This is a genomic window from Halopseudomonas oceani, assembly GCF_963677335.1.
Classification (GTDB): domain Bacteria; phylum Pseudomonadota; class Gammaproteobacteria; order Pseudomonadales; family Pseudomonadaceae; genus Halopseudomonas; species Halopseudomonas oceani.
Genome location: NZ_OY781932.1, coordinates 125,347 through 141,643 on the forward strand (window position 1 = coordinate 125,347; position 16,297 = coordinate 141,643).

Below are 16,297 nucleotides of genomic sequence, written 5' to 3' on the forward strand. Positions count from 1 at the left end.
CTCAAAAACCTTTTAGGCTCGCACTCAGACCTAGTGCCAATCCATCGTTCTGACAGCGCTTCACAAGCAAATGCTTAGAGAATGTAATCACGGTAAATTTAACGAGAAAAAATGCCAAAAGTAACCATTCCATCCCCCTCGCCTTATGACGTAAGAGCAATCGAAGCTGAATTAGACGGTTGGTACCGAGATCTAAATCTTTTGGTTGGCCCCCTAGCTATGACTATAGCATTAGCTTGTTTGAGCCTTAGCTACCTACCCGGTCTCATTTTTAGTGTACTAGGCGTTGTGATGATCATCAGCATCATGCAGAGCATTCGCGCAAAATTTTCACCACGCATTGACCTTCTCCGCATAATGGTTCAGAAATACAGCGATCCCACTGCGACGGAAGTGCTTGCCTTTGTGGGCAAGCGTTTTTTAGGGAACTGGCGATACTTCCCCTTTTTAACAGGCTCCTGCTCTATTTGCCTGGCGGCAGCATGGCACGTAATTGGGGGGCTCTATGCAGTTTTTGCTAAAGAGCACTATCCACTCCTTGTCCCATACCTTCCAACAATCTCCACCTGAATTGAATCGAGCTGATCACATTCGTATATATTGAAGGCGCTCCACCAAGGACACCCTCATCGATTACGACAATTAGCAGGCTCGTCGAGCCAGCGTTACTAACCGAGGGGCAGTCCGTGCTCTTAGCCAGCAGACGCCTGTCGCAACAGGCAGGATCCGGCCAGAAGCGGACTGTCAGCCAATAAATAAATCTGTCACCTTTTCCTCACGCCGATTGGTGGGCCTTTTGTAGCCTGATGAGGAAATCTCTACTAAAAAGGCTAAGGTCGACTGCGCCTTATCAAGCTCTGGATAGAAACAGAAACTTTGCTCAGGGCGTCAATAACTCCGTTCATAACGAAGTCTAAAGCTCGTCCATAGCCTGCATTAACAGTTGCGATATCGAAACCTAGCTGCTGCAGTGTGCTCAAGCACTGCTCCATAGCCTCGTGAGCATCAGCGATTCTGAGATCGTTATTTAGGAACAAGGCGGCCACGGCTACATTTCGATCTTTCCAGCCCTCAGGCTCAGTACCTGAGGCAAACGCATCGCTGGTCTCCTCATGCACGTTCAGCCTTTCGATAACATTCAAAAGTGCCTGCAGAAGCTTCAGACTTCCGAGATTTTTGACCGAGGCTCTCGGACATCCTGCATGCTCTAACAATGATTTGAGATATCCATTTGGAACGCGCTGCCAGACCTCGTGCAAACTTTTGCAGCGAGCGAGGAACATCTGTTGCGTCATATCCAAGGGTGCTACCTGAGCAAGGCGACTGAGCGCTGGATAGGCCAACCAACCATTAGCCTCCACCTCTGCTCGCCGAAAGCCTGTCAGCTCTTCTGCTGACTTGCTAAGGCCAACGACGGCCCCTAGTGCAGAAAGGCCGTCACCCAACTGCAAAAGCACGTCAAGCAGCCGTTGCACCTTCGCAACCACGTGTTCTTCATTCAGGTCCACATTCGCTAAATAGGCTGGATCGACCGCGAATGACCGAGCATGCACTATCTCGCGATCTGGCTTCGCTTTGTATAATTCGCGCATCGGCACCTGGATTAGATTTCTTCCAATCCGTCTGCATTCAGTGAAGCTCCACTGCCCCCGGTATGAAGGACTACATTGCCATCGTCCCCATACATGAACCGGGGTCGAGTCGTAGAAAGCACTGTGCTCATACTTCTGAAGGAAGCGATCGTCGAGATAGACCAAATCTGAGCCAACTAATCTGTCTGCACGTGCGCGAGTCATCGCATGAGCATGACCTGGCCATAGGATCCCCTCTGCAGTTTGCTCTGGACAGAGCTCTGGCGTTATCGCTTCAACTGAGGCCCAAAGCTGCAGTAGGAGACCTCCCTCATGCTCGCGGATATCCAATTCGTACCAAGCAATACCATCTGCAGGCACGCGGACTACATGAGACTCCTCTCCCATAATCGATCGTATCTCAGGGCTATCTGGCAACTGAGCTGAGTAGTAGAAAACTCGTACCCCGCGCGCGCCCCGAAGCCAAAGATAGCGACGCAGGTACTCATTCGACATGCGCCAACTGACGGGCCTCTTTAAGCTCCAGTGATACTCACTAGAAACCTCTCCCTCAGCCACACCGAACTCTGGAAGCCCTAAATCATCAAAGACCAAACGCTGGTGCTCGTTGCCAACGCAGCGAGGGGCCAATCCCAGCGTCATCCAAACCTTCTCTGCAAGGTTAAAGGTGTAGAAAGAGCCATCACCCCATGACGCTACGATGTAGTCGTAGCCTGAGATGGATGGCGTAAAGCTTGCGGAGCAGCCAAGAACCTTACCTGCCGGGACAGAGTACTCAACGACACCAGAGGCTCCCTCGTCTAGAACCTCTAACGGGACTTCTTGACTAAGAGGCACCACAGCCATCAGCAAATGAAGATGCTCGGCCTCCGCTCCATACTGATCATGTTCATAGAACGCAGCCACTTCCACCATCTGCCGCGGGGACATCCCTACCGGAGCCAAGAGCTGCTTTAAGCGTTCTGGCAGACAGGTCAGAGGCAGTGGAAAGGCTTCTAAGTAATCAATAGTCATAATGTATTAGCCCACCCAATCATCACCCGCTCCAGAATCTCCAAACCGCTCGTGGTATAACTGCGAACCGAGCGCCATTACCTCCAAATCATTCTTCCCTACATCCGCAGCGGATCTGACTACTAGCTTTCTCTTCAGGATCGCCGTCTCAAAAAGAAGCTCTGGCTGCCCAGAATTGAGCACGGCTGGAAGAAGAAGATAGGCGCCCGCCCGCTGGTAAGCGGCCAAGAATCGCAGCAAATTGGCGTCGCTGGAAGCTTCCATAGTCTGCATACGCGAAACCACCATATGTGCCTTCCGATCCGACGGTTCCTCCGCCTCATGAGGGGTCGACGTAATGAGGAGCCGGTAATGAGCTGGATACTCCCGAGAAATGCCCTGCACTACCGCTACATAGATTTCATCATTACGATCGACACTACCCAGGCGCTCACGCCAGCGTGCAAAGATTTTTCTGGCAGCCCCCGCGTCTGTGAACATCAGCGCCAAAGCTGGCGGGGCATTAGGAGCCAAGTCAGCAACGACAACACCTCGCCAGCCAGCCTGATTCCAAAGATGGACATCAATGACCGACCGCACACCTAGTTGACGATGATCACTCACCGAGCCGGGCGACATCAGGATGCCCTCACCTTCCCCGACGACTTCATCAATATGCTCCCTTAGGGGAGCACGCTTGATTACAGGCCTTGTGGGCTCAAGAGCAAACTCTGAATTGGCCATATCAGACCACTCAGTGATAGTGGAAAAGGACTGGCTAAATATACGCTGCCGGCTGTTGCCGACCGCAACGATCATGGCAATCCGATCCAGCACTGCTTCGCTCTTGAACAACTGAACAAGGGTGGTCTCTAAATCAGGAACATGGCAAGTCGCGGCAAAGATGGTGACCGCCAGATGGATCAACGTCTGCTGAATTTCCTCCGTTCTCGCGTACGAGCTCACCGCCAGCCCGGTAGGCCATGCCACCGAAGCAGTCATGTCCTCATCATTTACGCAGAATGCGGGCTCCGCATTCTGGGCAACTTCCTGAACGTTAACTTTGAAACACTCGGTGTGAGCTGCAACTCTGAGCTGGAGAGCAGTGGCAAAAAGGGCCTCGATAATGCCTAAGATGGCCTCTGCCAGCGGAATCGATGCCTCAGTGCATGGATGTTGAATCGAAACCAGCATGCCCTGCACCCGTGAGACGAGATACTGCGATCCCCCCTCATTGAAAATCATCGGGTAATCCGAGTTGCTTCCAGCCGGCTGACTGGCAATCTGGGAGAAAAGCTCAGCAACCTGCTCGGGTGTCTCCTGTTGAGAAATGGTTCCTTCCTCCCGCAGCTTCGTCTCGTGGCCAAGAACATAGAGCAGAGCATTTCGACTATGTATCAAACCCAACCGCTCCAGCACTTCTGGTAGTTGAGTAATTCGCCGAAGACTATTCTCATCTAAGTTTACGAGTTGGCAGGTTAGAATCAGATCCAACTCCCCCAAGCGTTTCTGGACTCGACCCTGAGACTCATCATCGAGCGGCAGCCCATTTGCGCAACCTTGCACCAGTCGGACGGCCTCCAGTAGATCGGGTAGATGGCGGAGTTCGACGGTTATCCAGACGAGGATCATTAATGTCGGAACAATCGACGCGGGAAGATCATGGTCTTCTTCAGCAGCAATAAACATCGATGCAAGCGAAAGGATGCAACTGGCGCGTGCTGCCCATAGAAGCCCCGCACTGCGATATGCCAAGGCGAGAAGCTGTGATGCTTCAATCATGGCCTCGGAGTACTCTTTCTTTGTCAATTGTCGGACTGCCTTACCTAGCAGCCTTATCATCTCGAAATTATCCTTAAAATCGAGCTGCCTTGCCCGCTTCAAAAGCACCAGAGCCCCCTGCCCCTCGCCCGTACGCTCTGTCACGAACAAGGCCATTTCATCTACCAGCGCAGCATAGCCTGGGTCATTGCCTGCGACATTGCCGAAAACCTCGATCAAGTTCGTTAACCGCTCCGCGGAAAACTCGCCTAGACCTCGCGCTTGTCGGAGTAAATCTGAGAACTGCGGCCAGAGCTCAGCTAATAGTTGCTGGTCATCAGCCAATGCGGCTAGATTGACGTCGAGGACAAGTATTGATGTCCTCGCTTCCAAAGCGTGATTCGGTCGCTCTAGCTCCGCCGCCATGAAAGTTAATCTTTCGCGTAGACGGCGAACACGCTCAACGAGCTGAGCCTCCTCAGCTGTCAGGTGTTGATGAATTACTGAGTTGAAAAGCAACTGAGCCAAATTGCAAAGCAGCTCAAGGTTCTTGGCATGGTCGGTATCCAGAACCAACTGCTCGAATGCCTCGTACCCCTCATTCATCAAAGCTATATCATCGAACCACCAAAAGGCAGTCCAGAGCTTTTCGTAGTGAGCCTCAAGCTTCTGACGGTGATTGCCGTAGCGTGCAGCCAATCGGATGGCTCTTTCGAACCGACCATCTGTTTCGGTCCGAGGCCGCTCCAGGTTACGTGACAATTTGGCAGCGACGAGCGCTTCCGTCGCTCGTTGCATCTCCATTCCCTCGAACTCATCGGGACGAGCGAGCGCCTGCTCAAGGTCTTCTAATTGTTGATTACGCGAGTAGTCGGACGGCCCCAGGCGGCGACTATCGGCCACCTCCTGCCCGACATGCAGATAGTGGTAGGCCAAGTCTCTATGGTCATGATCAATGACCTTATCAACGATCCAACTACGGTCCAGGATCGTGACGATGACGCCGTACAGCCTTGAGAGCTCATCCTCCAATTGCGCACGCTTCTTGGCAGGCGCAAATTGTGCAGTAACGCAGATAATTTTCTTATATCCGCGCTGAGTCGCAACGATTCCCGCGGCATCATTGCGTACCTTTTCCGCCCATTTTTTTTTCGCGCTGAATGCGAAGGCCCAACGATCCTGGGCAGCCGCAACATTGCCAATGTAGGTATGCTCGGCGATTTCCTCCGCAACAGGATAGGTCTCTGCATCCGCTTTACTATCACCCCCTCCTTCAGGCCCTGTGGATGGCTTGAGGTTGGGGCAGATCATCCGTTCGCACAATTTTCGACAGAATATCTCGAAGTCATGCATCTCATTACGCGAGGTGATGCTTTCCAGACAGTACTCAAGCATCTTGGCGTCCAGCAGGTAGGACACTCGATCAGCACTATCGGAGTAGCACTCCGGACGCAGCTGCCGCATAAAATGCGAAGGAGATAATCTTGAATCCTGCCCTCTAGTCATTGCCAACTCCTGAGTTGCGATAAGCGCATGCTAGCGTAACAGGCTCCAGCCTTGCTGCTCTATCAACTCGACCTTCAGGCTGTGGAAGAAGCTCACTGCACGGGTATTGTCGTAGCAATTGCCTTGGGCGCTCATGCTGCATCGCAAGTGATGGGCGCGGATCAGCTCATGGTAAGCCGCTAAGTAGGGCTGGCTGCCGCGGTCGCTATGCACGATCACGCCATTGGGCTGCCTACGTCGCTACAGCGCCATGTGCAAGGCATCGCAAACCAAGTCGGCCGTCATGCGTTCGTTCATGGCCCATGCCGATCACCATCCATGAATACAGATCAATGACCACTGCCAGATACAGCGAGCCTTCCTCCGTGTGCGGGTGGGTGATATCACCCACCCATTTTTGATTCGGCGCAGATGCCGTGAAATCCTGCTTGAGCAGGTTCCCTGCCACTGGCAGCGAGTGCTGAGAATTGGTTGTGGCCTTGTACTTCTTGGCGGCCTTGGCACGCAGTCCTTGCCGTTGCATCGAGGCAACTACCGTCTTGCGGTAGCAGGGTAGCCCGGCTTCCCGCTGGTCGTGGCACAGCCGTGGAGCCCCGCTGCGGCGCTTGCGAGCGCTTTATGCCTGAGCGACCTGTCGATCCAGTTCGGCCCTTCGCCGGTGGCGCATTGATGGCCTGCGAGAGCACCACGCGTAGTAACCGCTGCGGGCAACGCCCAACACGCGGCACATGGCCTGGATCGAGAAATGCGTGACATGAGCCCTCATGAAGGCGTACTTCACTTGAGGCTCTTGGCAAAGTACGCGGCGGCCTTTTTTACGATGGCCAGTTCCTCAGCTTGCTCGGCCAACAGCCGCTTGAGTCGGGCATTTTCGTCGGCCAGCGACTGCTCACGCTCGCTGCCGGTCTGAGCCTGTTGCTTCTTGCTCCGCCAGCCATAGAGCTGGGAAGCATGCAGGCCGAGCGCCTTGCTGACGCCAATGCGCTCGGCCAATGCCAGCGCTTCGTCCTTGTAGGCTTGGGAATGGCGGGTGCGGATCTGTTTCATCAGGGGTACTGGTCTTGCCATGGTTCACCTCGTGCAGTGTATCGCTTAACGGGGTGTCCACTGGGGCTGGGCAAGATCACGCGCGCCAGGCCGCTGACGCGCGGGCAGGCGAACCTCAGCGCACGCCGGCCTGACGCAGTGCCGCCGGGATGTAGTCGCTGGCGCTGGCCTTGTAGTCGAAGTCGTAGGACTGTTTCTCTTGATTCTTCATGCCCAGTGCCAGGTAGCGCCCCGAGAGCAGGTCGTAGAGTGTCTCCACGCTGTACCAGGGCACCTGCTTGTCGTAGTAGTACAGGCCATGCGCCTCGACCACCCGCCACAGGGTGCCGCGACCGTCGTAGTGGTCGATCAGCAAGGTAAAGGGGACAGATTTATTTACTGACTGCCGTCCGCTTTTGGCCGATTCCTGCCCTTCGTCAACGGCGGCTCCCGGCCAGCATAGGCCATGAATGCCTACCGAAGCAGGGGTTCGCCACAGTGCACTCTCCGGCAGGCAAGGTACAAATAGGAACCCTCATCGGAGGTAAACCTCAGTAATCTCTGGACGAAAGTGCCCCAATTCCTGGCTCACTACAAGCTTCGCTTCATCCAGTAGCATCTGACGCTGAAGCACCGCAACACGCTCTTGAGCGTAACTGTGGCGGAGACCGTGAGCGCCCCTAGACCAACCAAGCGCCGACTTGGAGGCGGCACTAAATGATTTGCTCCAAGGCTGTCCTCCGCCCAGGTCATAGCATTGCAAATAGCGCACTCCCCTGTCGGTAACTCGCCGAGGCTCAGCTAACCGGCGTGACTCCAGTAGCCTGGCTAGGTCTAGAGGGATTCGGACCTCGCGTGTCAGCCCACCCTTACCGTGTACGGTATAGCCTATAGAGTTTTCGCGAATGCCTGAGAACTTCTTTTCATGGACAGGCCTGACGTCCGGAGCTTGCCTGTGCAGTCGTTGGAGGGTCAGCAGCTCATGCGCCCGAATGCCTGAAGCATGTGCAATTCGGGTTGCCAGCGCATTATGTCCAGCTTGCCTGGAAGCAATAAGCTCTACCTGTTCAGGTGAATAAATCCGGGATCTCTCGGCAAGCCCTCGCACAGAGCTCTCAATCCCCAGCTTGGGATCTCTGGAGTTTGCTGTGCTTTTAACAACCTCTAGCCTACCGCCTTGAGGAAGAGCACCTGTGACGTGCACCATCATGCTTTGCAGCGCCTGCCTTTCCATATCAAGGGTTTTCTGGCCCACGACGGCTCCACGCACTCGCAGGTATTCCACTGCACGCTTTGGGGTTATCTCTCGAAGAGAACCGAGCCGATGCTCCTTTAGATATTGCGCGACCTTGGTCAATGACGCCTCGTAATTACGCGCGGTACCCACGGACCTGATTGCTGAGCCTTGGATCTTCTTGATCACTGAAGCAGCCTGTTTTGAAGGCTTCGCGAACTTGGCCATTAAGTATCACCACGATTCTTTTTCAGCCAACGATGTATCGTTGAGCGGTGTACGTTGAGGCGTTTTTTAAAAAGCCAAAGCTCCAGCTCGCCTAATGAGCACCCCGCTTTATCGAGTTCGAGAAGCTCGAATTTGTGCAGATCCAGAGCCGAGCGTCTCTGCGAGAACGTCCTGGGAGCTCGGCGAATCCTTGCCTCCGACTTGAGTAAAGCTGCGGTTTCAGTAGCGTCAAAAACTTCCATTGCAGATACCTGTAACGATTCCTGGCTCTACATCACAGCAAAAACTCGGAAGACGTTCATCCCAAGACGCTGCAGTTACTGCACCTGGCAGGCCTTGGAGCAATAGACGGTATTTCCCCCTTACATGGTCGTTGCTGGGTAACGCCAACCAACAGATTGGCGTAAAGCCCGATGACACAGCCAATACCGCAATTAACCTTCCTCTGGCGCCGCTGAATGACCCAGGTAGCGAGCACAGAAAAGCGATATCAAAAATGACATCCACTCAGTTATCGCTCTATTCGATCAGTGGCATTTTTTCACTCACCAACGCCAAGAGATGGCGTAAAAAAACAGAAGGGATTTTATGAATATTTTGAAGCTGACAGCTGCCGCGCTTACCGCCGCCATCCTTGCCGGCTGCGGCGGAGGTGATTTCGACGGGGCCTACCGGTTTGAAGATCGCGGAGACAGACGAATACTGGTACTCAATATCCAGGGTGACACTGCAGAACTTTTCGCCGAGGTCGGTCGAGAAAAGCGAATCAAACCACTGGTCAAGATGGACGTTTTAATCGAGGGCGAAAAACTCCTTCTAGAGGATGGAAGCTCTAAACGCCTGGCGATGACGCGTAATGTGGATGAGCAAAGCCTGGATTGCCTCAACTGCAGGCTTATCGGCATATCTGATCAGGCGCTTTGGCAATTTGACCCCGAAGGCCCGTACGACGTGAGCCAACTGCTTAAGGACCAAGCGCGCAGGGATGAGGAAGCGTTGAATGCCAAAATGCTAGAAACCCAGCGCAGGATCTTGGAGCAAGCGAAACGGGACGCAGAAGCTCCAAAGCTTGAGCCTTATGAAGGAGATTGGGTTTACCAACGCACCAACAGACTGGACCCACTGTCCATCATGACAATTTGGCAGGAAACCCAAATCAAGAGCTGGAGTTTCGACTTTGACAGCTTGAATCGTCTCGGGCACTCAGTGCCAGGATTTGAGGTGTCCGATGCAGGCCTCAAGATTGGAACGCCTCCGCAAGTAAAGCTCTATACCCTTAGCGAGGACAAGCAAACTCTAATCTGCATGGACTGCACACGTCCGGAGCGCTGGGCCAAGGCTGATCATGAGAAAGATCTGAGCGACCGTAGCTACGCACGCCAGATGGCTGGCAACCCGCAGTAGCTCATTAGGCAGGCTCAGACGAACCGACGCACTCACCCTCGTAACCACGACTACTTTGGTGGTTACGAGCCGGTGATCTGAAACCGAGTAACCCTACCAAACGTACTCATTTGTAAGAACTCCTGATCTCCGCTTTATCGCAGAAATTCAGCGGCCACTCACCCAAGGGGTGGTTCACATTTCTGTTGGCCTATTTGCACCCATTTGCGCTACGCGCAGAGCCGGCACTAATCACGCTCTGTTCAATCTTCTGACCCAATGCCCAAGACATATTTCACCTAGACGCCAGGCCTTGCTTGCCCCCCTTTACCGTCCTCCCTTGCTCTATTTGCTGGTTTATCAATGGGACGCGAAAGCGCGCCGCTGACCTACGTTTGCCCAAACACACGATGACATGTGAAGGACCTTTCTGACTCAATCTGCACGAACGCCATGCGAGATCGAACTGGAGCTTTTACGGTAGCCGCGATTAACACGGTCTACAGAAACGAGCTCCGGCGTAAACAACAAGCTCAGACTATGCGAGCAGCTCACGCAGGACAACAAAGGTCGTGTTGCGTCCTTTTTGTTGCGTCAGATGGCCGAAATGCCGACTACCCGCTGTGTAATGGCGCGATAGCGCGCGTTACACAGCGGGTAGTCGGCATAGGCACGCCTTACCGCAAACCTGCTGCTTCGAGTCCTTTGATCGCACACCGGAAAAGCCGGTAATAAAGAGATAGCTTCGCTCTTGAGCGCCTTTCCGTGTCACCCCAACCTTCCCCGCCCTTAAGATCCGCTTGCCAATAACGCCTATCCATAAATATCAGCCCTCGGCCGCAATGACACACGACAAACACGGGTTAGCTTGCAGTGACTGAAATGGAAAAGGCAAAAACCATGAAGCCAATTTGGAAATTTACGGTGATCCCGTTTTTGGTAGGCGTGATCGTAAGAATAGCGGGCGTACAAATCCCCAGCGCGGTGCTTTGGGCAATGCTGGGAACTGGCGCAGCACTCTGGGCTTGGTCAACCTGGCACGACTGGAGACGCGAGCGATGAAAGCGCTGAGCATAAACGAGCTACTTGACCTCGCTAAGTCCAGAGAATGGTGGGTCTGGACGATCACAGTTAGCCCGGAGAATGGCATGCCCATCCTGTCTGCCAGTACACCATTTTTCGGCCAAATGCCTACTGAGAACCTGTTCTCACTGCCTATGTCACTTTGCTTGGATGAGCTTCGAGCGGACCTATTCGTTTCCGAGCTAAACCGGCTCGGGGGCTGGGATGATGATGCTCGATATGAGCAGGAGCAGCGACTCGCGCTATTACGTAATGCACTACCTCGGCCAACGGTTTCCTATGCAGGAATAGCCTAGGTACTAGGGGATGACGGCGACTAGCTGGGGCAGCTTTGTTTACCTCAACTCACAACCTGCCAACGACCGCTGCCGCCATCAGTCGTTACTTTTTGATCCGCTACACAGGTGAGTCTTTATATTGGTTTCTCCGTTATCTCCCGATATAAAAGACTGAAAAGGAGTGAGTATGTTAAAAAAAATCAATGCAATAGCTCTCGTAGTCGCCACGATCTCACTGTCAGCTTGCTTTGAGCCTGAGACAAATCTAAGCGGCCTTTCAGAGAACACGTACCGAGCATCAGGTGCAAACGCCCTACCGATGACGTTTCCCGCCGGGGCCTCGACTATTGCCAAGCCACGTAACGAATTCAACAAGCCGACTCCGCCGACCCAGTTTACGCCCCCCTCAACATGGGTCGTTTACATGGCATCCCCTGCCTGGACCTCGGGCGGCCTGAAGATCACACGTAGACTTGCATCGGACGCAGCAGCAGCAACTCACGTTAAGACATTTTTGCGTGCCAATCTGCTGACAGAGCAGGTGAAGCTAATTTGGCTTCAGTATGATCCCAACCCTGCTCAGGAAATGATGGCTGATAAGCCAGTTTCGAAGGGAAATCTGATCCCTCATTACATCCAGCCTTTTGGCCCCGACGTTGACTACTTCATTCACTCCCCAGCGCAACGCTTTACAGCAACTAGCAGGTCTATGCGCTTTGATCAGTGGGTTAAGCCTTATCTTCCCTTTGCACAACAAGCAGGTGATGACTTCGTTACCGACGACCAATTCCATTTGTCACAGGGCTTCGCGGATATAAACAGTGACTACTGGGACGACTGGTCTAGAATCTGGTTTATCGTCAACCCCGACGGGGTAGTCGTTGATGCCTACTTTTCAAATCTCGGCTCTGGCAAAACCTACGGTTCAATTCGCCCTATCAACAGTCTTATGCACCATTTGGGCCTAGACAGCGAAAAGCTGATCATTCCGAAACTCGTTGAGCACAGCTACATATCAAAATACACCCCCCCATATTGGGATCAGCTCGTAGAGAACAGCTTGGATTTATTCCTGAATCCACACGGGAACTGAGACTGACGACGCCCTTTAGCGGCGGCTGACATGCAGCCGCCAGGGATCTGATTGAGCTTGAGCTGTCAGACGACAGCCCTCACACCAGTACAACAGCGTCGTACCGCCAGCGGTTGTGGAAGAAAAGCTCAATGCAGCGTCCTAAAGTTGTTGACCACTACAGACGGCCCCTAAAAGGGCCGTACCCCCTTAGTAATACGCACGCACCTGGGGCACTCCCTACCCTAGCGCTGAGTCAGGTATCGATCTACAGCAGATCTACTGATATCGAGCCGCTCAGCAATGGCCGCCCTCGTTAGCCCCTGAGCGCTCAACTCCTTTGACTTTCTACGTTTCTCATTCGACAAGGCCAGATACTCCTCTCGCGATACCGCCCCAGCGGCTTTCCGGCGCGCCGCAGACCGTGCACGATTACGCTCCTTTTTTATGTCATGGCTGATGATAGTTCGGAGCTGACGCTGCTCTTCATCTGTAATCTGAAATAGGTTGATCAGCGTATCGTTACGAGGGGTGTAAAGCGGCGAGTGCTTCTGCTTGCCGAATTCAACAACCTCTCCTGCCTCGAATCGTTTAGCCTTAGAGTAGAGCGTTGCGAGCTCCTCTCTGCGGTAATCAGCCCAGCCCGGAGCCAGCTCACGAACTATGGCCTCAGCCTCTAGGTGCATCCCGGAACTTTTTACAACGCCAGAAAGAAGCAGGAAATTGAGGCTCCAAAATAGAAACGTCATGCGCTCCCCCTCTCTCAAACCGCCTCGCATCTGTACCAGCGCCCTCAGGTCTTCTAGACGATCCCAGGCGAGGTTTTTGCCAGAAGTACGATGCAGACCGGACCTCGCACCACCCGCAGACAACTCAATCTGCGGCGGTTTCTGGCGCACAACGTGCTGCCGGCCAACCTCCGGGGACAGCGACGGTAAGGCCTTCTCCAGATGATCAAAATCATAACGCCGTGGTTGACCGCCTGATCCGTGCTCAACATGGACTACGCGACAAATTTGGCCACTTTTGGAATTCACCGTCGAAACCAGCCGCAATACGCGGCTAACGTCCTGCGCACGCTGGTCTGAGCCAAGGTACGAGAGGGCCTGCCCCAAAGATCGCTGGCAAGCGTTCCAGCGTGGTAACCCAGCCCTTGTCAGGCCATTAGTCAGCAACCACTTCGCCTGGATCCCTCTGCCGCTGTATATCAGCAGTGAAGGGGTGGGGAGCCCCTCTTGCACACAGAAATTTAGAACTTCATCTGCTAACTGCTCAGGCGCCTTCCCAGCAGCCCAATGCTGTCGATAGGTATCAAGATCCGCAAACAGTGATCCGATACTCCCAAGATTTACTGCTCGACGGTTAGGACGCGTAAATTGATTTTGAGATATCCAGGTTTCAATCGTCGGGTCTGAATTGCGCAAAATACGATCCATATCACGAACCAGGTGAGAGGACTGCTGCTTCCCACGCTCGCCTTGCATCAACAAAGAGAAATAACCCGACGTGCCGCACGCATGCACAAAACCTGCTTCCATCGCCCCAGTCGCCAGCAGCAGCTCGCTGCGCATCACCGGAGCTAGACCAAGCTATTTCTATTACTCCTGCCTAAGCGCATCATTCGACACCCTCGCTAGCGAGGATCACTGCGAGGTCTGGCGCCCGATAGAAACACCTGCGCCCCAATTTCAGGGTGGCGGGCTCCAGAATTGCTTTCAGTCGCCCATCACTCCTGCCCAGTTCCCAGTTGAGCCCACCTACCTGGCGCTGGAGCACCTCGGCCAGTTGGCTCCGCGTTAAAAGGGGCCCGTATTTATCGACGAGCACGCGCTCTAGGCTGGCAGTGGATTCGGAAATATTCGATCGCATTCAGTGAAACTCCAAATAAGGGGGTTTCAATAAAGTGCGAATCGGAAGTCGCAGATTTCGGCTGTCCTCAAGGAAAAAACTCTTACAATCTCCTGTAAAAGAGCGCCCCCACGCTAAACCAATGAATAGCGCAGGCGCCTATGCCTGCTTTGCCAAGGCAGAAGGCACCACGGGTTGTATGGTCTGGAGGTGATTGCTTGAGAGATACAGAACACAGCTCAGCCCATTGACTTGCTTGGGCGAGCTGCTAGCGAATGCAGGCGGTTTTCGGCTTACTGGTCTTGAAATGGGAATGGGTGGGCTGCGCCGGCATGCCCCATCTAACGTGGCGTCATAGCCGGCACCAGGACGATCTGCGCCGCCCCCTCTTGCTCGTAAATTGCAGGCCTATCTGGTCCCCGCCTTAAAAGCGACACACTCACTCTTTAAATCTGCGATTTCGTCACGAAGGGCTTCAATCTGCAGCTCTAGCAGCGCCTGCTTGGCCACTAGGATATGGTTGTTTGCTGGTGCCATCGACTCTATGTCATAGGCCACAGGCACATCAGCAACCTCAACAGGTCGCAGGGATATTGAGTGATCGGTTACCTCGGTGATCAAGTAAAGAGAGCGCGCGCCCTCCCGATTCGCACCAAAAGCCAAATACACGCCCCGAGGCACACCCCTCACACTAATTTTTCTGCAACTGCTGTCCCTATCCAAAAAGCTCAAAATCTGAATTTTCCTCCGGCGTCGACAAACAATTGCGCCCCATAGCCTTTTAACTGCGCCCGATGAGCCACTAAAGGCATGAGGGTTGTCGATATAGCCACCGTCATCAATCAATGCTGAATACATTTCCAGGAACCTCGCTGTGGGTATTTGATTAGAGTAAATACCCCCCTGCCCGGCTGCCACTGAAGTCGCTGCAGTTGCTACCCTATTCGGAGCGAGCAGAAAACCTGCCGAATCCGCTATCAGCTAAAGCAGATAGCGTGCTGACCAAGCCCTACCCTCGCCTCCTCTCATCAAGCTCATCAATGGTGGCAACCAGATCCTCGGCCCGCAGGTGCGTATAACGCCGCAGCATTTGCATCGATTTGTGGCCACTGATCGCGGAAACCTGCATATCTGATAGCCCCGCTTCGACGAACCGTGAAACGGCCTCGTGTCGCAAGTCGTGGAAACGCAGGTCCGACATCCCAAGTTCTGCCCTGAGCGCTCGCCAGCATTTCGAGAAAACGTAAGGCCGGCGCTTCCCGTCTCTGCCTGGCTCGCCAAAGAAGATCAGATCAGTATCGAGCGGCCTGATTGGATGACCCAAAGCCCTCTTAAATACGGCAGTCGCTTCACGACTAAGCGGTACCAGACGCGAGGACCCGTTCTTGGTGTCATCCAGCCGCACGATTCGTCGGGCTATATCAACCTGGTCTCTGCGTAGACCCGTTATTTCGGAAGACCGCATTCCTGTCTCAACCGCGATACGGACGATCCAACCCAAAAAGGGATTGGCGTGAGCATCAACCGCAGCGTACAGACGAGCTTCTTCACTTGCACTGAGACGACGATCTCGACCAGCACCGGGGGACGGCTTTCTAATGTTTAGCAACGGATTCCCAGAAAGCCCCACCCCCCATTCTCGAATGGCGGTATTAAAGAGATGACTGAGGAGTGCGAGCTCCAGCCGAACCGTATTGTTGCTAACCGGGGTTTTACGTCTGGTGCGCTCTGATAGACGTTTATCGCGATACTCGGAAATGACTTCTGCTGACAGCGCAGCCAATGAGTAGCTACCAAGCTTTTCTATGAGCTTCTTTGCGCTGCCAATCTCGCTTTGGGCTGTCTTTGGGGCTTTTGTAGGGCTGACCTCTGCGAGGTAGCGCTTGAGCGCCTGCTCAATCGTCATCCGCTCTGAAGCAGTGCGCTGTATGTAAACACCACGCACCATCTCGTCCTCTACCCGTCTGGACCAGTCAGAGGCGTCACGTTTGGTGCGGAATGTTTTTGAGGTGGTAGGCCATCCATTTTTTCGGATGAGGGCCTTCCAAGTACCAGAGGGGGTTTTGACGATCGTTGCCATGCTGCTCTCCGAGGTGGTGATCAGTACGACTGTACTGAAACTGTACCTCGGGAACATCTGAAGGCGGTGTCAATGGTCACAGCAACGCTGCAGCCCTTGATTTGTATGGTGCCGGCACCAAGAGTCGAACTCGGGACCTACTGATTACAAGTCAGTTGCTCTACCAGCTGAGCTATACCGGCGCGGGGTGCATTATATATCGCCAGATTTCTG

The 16,297-nt window shown here is 53.7% G+C and carries 8 protein-coding genes, 1 tRNA gene and 2 pseudogenes; 3 read left to right on the plus strand and 8 right to left on the minus strand.

The features are described 5' to 3' along the window. Window positions 1-111 precede the first annotated feature (111 nt). The gene (locus ACKPCU_RS00530; RefSeq protein WP_321349115.1) at window positions 112-570 is read left to right on the plus strand and encodes a hypothetical protein; all 459 of its coding nucleotides are present in this window, start codon (window positions 112-114) and stop codon (window positions 568-570) included. Window positions 571-830: 260 nt separating this feature from the next. Here ACKPCU_RS00530 and ACKPCU_RS00535 read toward each other — a convergent pair whose 3' ends face one another. The 4 genes and pseudogenes from ACKPCU_RS00535 to ACKPCU_RS00550 form a co-directional block, all read right to left on the minus strand. After that, window positions 831-2,606: a hypothetical protein gene (locus ACKPCU_RS00535; RefSeq protein ID WP_321349116.1), complete on the minus strand. Its 1,776-nt coding sequence runs from the start codon at window positions 2,604-2,606 to the stop codon at window positions 831-833. A 6-nt stretch (window positions 2,607-2,612) separates the two neighbouring features. Beyond that, window positions 2,613-5,852 carry a tetratricopeptide repeat protein gene (locus ACKPCU_RS00540; RefSeq protein WP_321349117.1) on the minus strand — a complete coding sequence of 1,080 codons (3,240 nt, stop codon included), beginning with the start codon at window positions 5,850-5,852 and terminating at the stop codon, window positions 2,613-2,615. A 60-nt stretch (window positions 5,853-5,912) separates the two neighbouring features. After that, window positions 5,913-6,920, minus strand: a pseudogene (locus tag ACKPCU_RS00545) (IS3 family transposase); the annotation flags it as partial. A gap of 94 nt (window positions 6,921-7,014) precedes the next feature. Then, window positions 7,015-7,248: pseudogene (locus ACKPCU_RS00550) on the minus strand (DUF1329 domain-containing protein); the annotation flags it as partial. Window positions 7,249-8,928: 1,680 nt separating this feature from the next. On the opposite strand from ACKPCU_RS00550, the gene ACKPCU_RS00555 reads away from it, so the two are divergent. Then, window positions 8,929-9,744 carry a hypothetical protein gene (locus ACKPCU_RS00555; protein ID WP_321349118.1) on the plus strand — a complete coding sequence of 272 codons (816 nt, stop codon included), beginning with the start codon at window positions 8,929-8,931 and terminating at the stop codon, window positions 9,742-9,744. A 1,527-nt stretch (window positions 9,745-11,271) separates the two neighbouring features. Further along, a complete protein-coding gene (locus tag ACKPCU_RS00560; protein ID WP_321349119.1) occupies window positions 11,272-12,177 on the plus strand; it encodes a hypothetical protein in 906 nt (301 codons plus the stop codon). A 224-nt stretch (window positions 12,178-12,401) separates the two neighbouring features. Here ACKPCU_RS00560 and ACKPCU_RS00565 read toward each other — a convergent pair whose 3' ends face one another. The 4 genes from ACKPCU_RS00565 to ACKPCU_RS00580 all read right to left on the minus strand — a co-directional run bounded on the left by ACKPCU_RS00565 (window position 12,402) and on the right by ACKPCU_RS00580 (window position 16,266). Beyond that, on the minus strand, window positions 12,402-13,727 hold the full coding sequence (locus ACKPCU_RS00565) for a replication protein (protein WP_321349120.1): 1,326 nt from the start codon (window positions 13,725-13,727) through the stop codon (window positions 12,402-12,404). A gap of 685 nt (window positions 13,728-14,412) precedes the next feature. Next, on the minus strand, window positions 14,413-14,862 hold the full coding sequence (locus ACKPCU_RS00570) for a hypothetical protein (RefSeq protein ID WP_321349121.1): 450 nt from the start codon (window positions 14,860-14,862) through the stop codon (window positions 14,413-14,415). Window positions 14,863-15,013: 151 nt separating this feature from the next. After that, complete coding sequence (locus tag ACKPCU_RS00575) at window positions 15,014-16,084, minus strand: site-specific integrase (protein WP_321349122.1); 1,071 nt, start codon at window positions 16,082-16,084, stop codon at window positions 15,014-15,016. Window positions 16,085-16,190: 106 nt separating this feature from the next. Then, window positions 16,191-16,266, minus strand: a tRNA-Thr gene (locus ACKPCU_RS00580). Window positions 16,267-16,297 lie beyond the last annotated feature (31 nt).

Bases quoted from the DNA above. Each gene is read 5' to 3' on its own strand.
- ACKPCU_RS00555 (WP_321349118.1), top strand. From the start codon at position 8,929: ATGAATATTTTGAAGCTGACAGCTGCCGCGCTTACCGCCGCCATCCTT.
- ACKPCU_RS00540 (WP_321349117.1), bottom strand. From the start codon at position 5,852: ATGACTAGAGGGCAGGATTCAAGATTATCTCCTTCGCATTTTATGCGG.
- ACKPCU_RS00535 (WP_321349116.1), bottom strand. From the start codon at position 2,606: ATGACTATTGATTACTTAGAAGCCTTTCCACTGCCTCTGACCTGTCTG.
- ACKPCU_RS00560 (WP_321349119.1), top strand. From the start codon at position 11,272: ATGTTAAAAAAAATCAATGCAATAGCTCTCGTAGTCGCCACGATCTCA.
- ACKPCU_RS00565 (WP_321349120.1), bottom strand. From the start codon at position 13,727: ATGCGCAGCGAGCTGCTGCTGGCGACTGGGGCGATGGAAGCAGGTTTT.
- ACKPCU_RS00575 (WP_321349122.1), bottom strand. From the start codon at position 16,084: ATGGCAACGATCGTCAAAACCCCCTCTGGTACTTGGAAGGCCCTCATC.
- ACKPCU_RS00530 (WP_321349115.1), top strand. From the start codon at position 112: ATGCCAAAAGTAACCATTCCATCCCCCTCGCCTTATGACGTAAGAGCA.
- ACKPCU_RS00570 (WP_321349121.1), bottom strand. From the start codon at position 14,862: ATGTATTCAGCATTGATTGATGACGGTGGCTATATCGACAACCCTCAT.